3 protein-coding genes are annotated in these 5,388 nt (G+C 63.8%); all 3 read right to left on the bottom strand.

What is annotated here, in order from left to right:
* Positions 1 to 259: 259 nt before the first annotated feature.
* A complete protein-coding gene (locus ACIBH1_RS49010) occupies positions 260 to 451 on the bottom strand; it encodes a hypothetical protein (protein WP_397321037.1) in 192 nt (63 codons plus the stop codon).
* Positions 452 to 1,152: 701 nt separating this feature from the next.
* Positions 1,153 to 1,716 (bottom strand): MauE/DoxX family redox-associated membrane protein, encoded by a 564-nt coding sequence (locus tag ACIBH1_RS49015; RefSeq protein WP_397321039.1) that lies wholly within the window; start codon positions 1,714 to 1,716, stop codon positions 1,153 to 1,155.
* Positions 1,717 to 3,560: 1,844 nt separating this feature from the next.
* Positions 3,561 to 4,997 (bottom strand): alpha/beta fold hydrolase, encoded by a 1,437-nt coding sequence (locus ACIBH1_RS49020; protein ID WP_397321040.1) that lies wholly within the window; start codon positions 4,995 to 4,997, stop codon positions 3,561 to 3,563.
* Positions 4,998 to 5,388 lie beyond the last annotated feature (391 nt).

The following is a 5,388-nucleotide window of genomic DNA, read 5'->3' on the forward strand; positions in this document are numbered from 1 at the left end:
AGTGGACATCGTCCTTGCCTTTCATGCGACTGCGCGGCGCTGGTGGCCTCTTACACACACAGGTCGAGCCGCAGCCAGAGAAATCGACACCACACGCGGAGATGTCACATCCAAGGTCAGGTCTGGCGCCGCCGACCTGCCCCGACTGCCCTGGCTGTCCCCCGGCTGTCCCGGCTGTCCCGCGGCTGTCGACCTGCCCCGGGGGGCCCTGCCGTCGCTTCCGTTACCGGGCCGCCGGCGCCCTGGGCGCCGGGGCTGGTTACTGTTCGGCCGCCTTGGCGTTCAGCACGGCACGCTCTGCCTCGTTGCCGCACAGTTCGGCCGCTTTCAGGTAGTCGGCGCGGGCCTGTTCCCGGTGTCCGAGCCGGGCCAGCAGCCCGGCGCGTACGGCGTACAGCAGGTGAGATCGCTCCAGCGTCCCGGCAGCGGCGATCTCATCCACGAGCTGCAAACCGACTGCCGAGCGAGCGGGGTTCGTGGCCGACCGTACTAGACATCGTCCGCAGACCTTGCGCCTACGGGCAGCGCTGATCTGGCTGTGTCAGTGCGGAGCAGCAGCAGATGCTCACAAGTTCTGGCAATACTCCGCGATCTTCGCTCCTGCGGAATGTTTGGCGCGAAGCGACTGTGCTGACAGCTACCAACGTAGGCCCAGGCCCTGGCATCCACAGGGCCGCTGTCAACCTCAGCAACAACGACGAGTGGTCTGGGGGTGCGCTGCTGGCTCCCAGCAACGTCCACTGCTGGTTCTCAGCCAACGACCACCACTCTGGTTGCCTTACCGCACACTGCGACCTACCTGCCGTCAACTTTGACCTGTACGGACGCGACCTCGCCGGCTCGCAGTCCTAAGCGGGACGCCAGCAAGATGACCGCGCGGTCCGGCAGCCCAGCGCACCCACCGGTCACAGTCAGGCCGAACCGCCGCGACCTGATCCGCCTCGCCCCCGAGGGCGACAGCACAGTGACGCAGCCCATCTACGGCTGCAGTGTCAGGCCAGGTGCTACTAGCAGCGCTTGATCGCGGATCGTGGCCAGAGCAGGTGGTTGAGCACCGGCTCGGCACGCAGGTGGTGTGGCAGGAGGCGATCACGCCGATGGAGCCGGTGATACCGACCGAACTACTTCGGAGACCTCGACCACTCAGGGGCATCAGCCCGACGCTCGCCCTCTCACCGGCTTCGATGGGGGAAGGAGCATTGCCACAAGATCGTCATAAGAGATGACTAGAGCGGCCAAGACCATGGCCACGAACCCGGACAACATCAAGGCGGTCGGATTCCGGATCGTATCTTCCAAAGCCGTAGCCAGCACGGTCGCCGCGACGCCCACCGCGGTGATCGACAACAGGATCGCGTTACGCACCAGATGCCGCCGGCCTAGTGGCTGCGCTGATATACCGAAGCACCGGCAGCTTGCCGACGTACGCTGCTGCACAACTGAGCTGATCGCCGCAGTGAAAACAATCAGCAGCGCAGCCCCGCCGCCTAGACCCACAAGCGCAGTGGCGTTGACCGTCAGCAGCGCCGCCACAGTCAGTTCGCATGCGATCACTGCCGCGGCAACGGCGGAACGCCAGCGCGGTTTTACGCCGAAAACCCCAACCGAGGCTCGAAATTCAGCCAAATTACGCCGCCTACTTAACTTGCCCGCCGCCGCAGCGAAGAACACAACCGCAAGTAGCAGCCGGCAACCAAAGGCAATGTAAGCGATCAACGCTCCGACTTCTTTCCGGGCTCTGGCAGGACAGAAGGTTCCCGTGAGTCCGTCTTCCCCTTCTCTCGATAGAGGTGACACTCCGGGCCGCGACATTCATGCAGAAGCTCGATCTCTCCCTAGAGAATCGTTGATCTTTGCTGCTGGTCTCGAGAGGTGACGCCAAGCCCCGTCCTCGACTAAGAGGCTGCCTCCCACCACCTTGATTAATCAAGGACGTGACCTGACGGGTCCCTTTAGGCCTTACGCAGTGGCCATTCGGTGGGCCCATATTTGCAAGCAGGCACGATGATCAAAACAAAGAATGCAAAGATTAAAGTGCTGCCGGACCCTACCTCTACCCCCCTATCCTGGTATGCAGCAGACCCCCCACTTCGTATGACAGTTAGAGTAGGTAGTAAACCATCTACGTCCCGACGAGCATGCACTGCTAGACAAGCACCCTTGCCAATGCTCGCATGCTCCTGCACTGGCGACCGCCTTGGGGGCGAGGAGCGTGAGCAATCTATCGCCTATCACTGCTAGACCAGCCCGCATGCCTTTGCTGCCTTCCGAATTATTGTCGGACGCTCTCCACGAGTCTTGCACCATCAGCGATATGCGTCGCCTCCTCGTGCAATCCTCCCTTGACATTATGATTGATGCCAATGGCACAAAATCAAGGACACAGGGAGGACTTTTGCTGGACATTCTTTCTAGGGGCTGGCGCCAGCAAAATGGGGGTGCTAGTCGGCAGCAGCCGCTTCAAGCTAATGCGGACGGGGACGGTCGCGGGAGGCAAGACGGTCGCTGAGAGGATGAGAGCGCTACGCCCCAGGGTGAAGCGTTCTCACGCGAGGAGGACCTTGCATGGTCCTCGGTAGAGGTGACGTCGCGGATCTGGCGCAGGACTCGATGCTCCAGCGGCCGAATCAGCTCGACTCGAGGCCAACCCTCAACTTCCCGTCGCTACCATTCACACGCTAGCCAGCAAAGGGGTGAAGAACGGTCATCGGCTCTGCCTGATCTGACACGCCGGGACGAGCAAGTCCCACCTGCTCCGCGCCGGCACCGAGGCGGCCATGGCCCGCGTCCGGAGTCAAGTACATCCCTGGCTGCCAACGCGTCACGAGCTAGTCGACGCCGCCGACGAGATGGTGCTGACCAAACCATCGCCTGCTGCGGCCGTTACGACCCTGCTCGGCGTCAACGAGCTGGGTTACATAGAACTCGACAGACGGGGCGCTGACCTGCTCTCCCGGATACTGACCGAACGGGAGGACGCCGCCGGCGTGGCCAATCGCCTCCAACGACAGCTCCGGCGGCTGGACCAAAGACCCTTCACCGAGCCCCGGCTCTGCGCCGCGATGGTGGACCGGCTTACCTTCAACGGCACCCGCTCCTATCGGTTGGCTCAGGCCGCCCTCGCCAACAACCTGACCTGTGACGCCGCCGCACCAAAGTGGCTCCAATGTCGCATCGCCGACACAGGAGGTTTACGGCCCCGATCGACACCCACCACGATCGCCCAACAGCCATCTGAAGGCGACCACCGCGGCCCCGGCGACCTGTGGGGCAATTCCACCAGCGGCTTCCCACCACCCGAACCCCTCCAAGCACCTAGCCGCAGGTCCCGAACCGCCACGAACCGGGTTCGAAACCCTTGAAACAACAAGATCCCGCCTGATCGCGATAATCAGACGGGGTCTCGTCAACTTCAGCCCAGCATCCGAGAACGCCCAGCTGGCTACTGTGTGGGTCTAGGAGAGAACCCCCTACAGACCCCATCGCGATGTTGATCAGTAACCGTGCAGGTGAGCGTCATCAACCTCCTCGGCACGCCCTCGGCCGTTCGACGGCTCGCGCTAGCGAGGCTGGGTTAGGAACGCGACCATGGCATCCCGTCCCCGCGTGCTGGGCTCCATCAACTGGACGATGTGCGGCGAGCCCGGGGAGACGACGAGCTTGCGCTGCAGGGCCCGCTCGGCCACCTCATCGGCCCACTCCCTTGGCGTAGACAGGTCGCGATCACCATGCAGCAGCAGCGTGGGCACCTGGATCTTCGCGTTCGCTGGCGGCTCCTTGCTAGGTCGGGAGACAGGCCACATCAGGCAGCGCCACACAAAACCTTGACGGGTAGCAGTCGCGCGATCGTAGGGATAGGTATCCTCCGGGCGGAGGCGCCTTGTAGCCCGCTCTAGTGGGGCCGGGCGTTGCATCAGCGGCGTGGCGGCGTCGCCCCATGGGAAACGCATGTCCGCACAGAACGTTGCGTTGGAAAGGCCCCAGCTGAACCACTCATAAGGCATCGGCTGCCCGTCGGCGAGGTTGGCGAGCAGCTTGTTCAGGTCGGCCGGATTACCCTGGCGGGCCGCGTGCATCGCCTTGATGATTCTCGAGTAGTTGGGGTCTGCGAATCCTCCGGCCACCATGAGGTCGAGCAGTTTCACCCCGTCTCCGCGCTGGCGCACCAGCCATGCCAGATCCTTGACGGGATCCCAATCGCAACCGCTGACCGCAGCGCAGGCGGCGCGAAGCACCTGCCGGTGCGCCCGCATTGGAGCGAGGTTCAAGGTGTCGTCTCGTTCAGGGTCGGCGAACGGCATGGGAGAGTCGAGCACGACCATGTTCACATTCCCTGGCCTCGCCAGGGCGTAGAGCGCAGCCGTGCGCGTGCCGTAAGACAGGCCGTTGAGGGACATCTTCTGGACGCCGAGCGCCCGCCTGAGCAGCTCCAGGTCAGCCAGAGTGTCCTCGGTCCGGTAGAACTGACGGTTTGCCCCGAGAAGCTCGCCGCATGCCCTGACTGCCTCTCGCGAGGGTGCGACGATGTCGGAGCTACGGTACTCCTGCTGGAGCTTGGGGCACTTGAGCGCGTTCGCGCCGGTTCCGCGCTGGTCAATGCTGACCCAGCGGTAGAAAGCGTTAAGCGCCGGCGTCCGGTCTGCCAAGGCGCCGACGAACATCTCCGACGGCTGGCCGGGGCCGCCGTTCAGCATGAGCAGCACCCCCCGAGGCGCGTCCACATTCTTGGCGGCGGCCACCTGCAGGTCCAGCGTGCCGTCGACCCGCCCACTGTGGTCGAGCGGGACCGTGAGCGTGTAGCAAGCGAAGTCAGCGTCGGTCGGGCAATCGCCCCTGGGAACCAGCTTCGGGCTGCCCGTCGTGCTCATCACGCCGCTTACCGTGGCCTGACCGATTCTCGCCTCCGCGAGCAGGATGGCGGTGGCCATTGTCCCGGTGGCCAGCACCACGGCTACGAACGCGCTCAGGCGCCCGCGAAAGCGGTGTTTCTCGATCACTGTTCCTCTCCTTGCGTGAAAGAAGGCATTCGTGGTTCATCAAACGTTGTCCGTAGCCCCCGAAGAGGGCGCTTGTGCATGCGGGCGCAGCGGGCGACCGGCGCCCGGTAGCCGTCGCCTCCTCGATGACACACCCCACGCCTCGATCTCTCAGCGGAGTTCAGCGCGTTGGCGCACGCGTTGTTCCAGCACCGGTGCAGAGGGGGCTGTTTGCCATAAGAGATATACTATATTCCATAGGCATTGCAAGGGCATCTCATGCCTGCCGTCAGCATGGAGACCACCTCACAGCGCAGTCGATTGCGCGGCGTCGTCCGACGGTTGTCAGCCAGTTGGTCGGGTTGTCCGGGATGCCGCTGGTGGACCAGCTGACCAGGGCTTCGGCCAGGGC

The organism is Nonomuraea sp. NPDC050663 (genome assembly GCF_044456985.1).
GTDB lineage: Bacteria > Actinomycetota > Actinomycetes > Streptosporangiales > Streptosporangiaceae > Nonomuraea.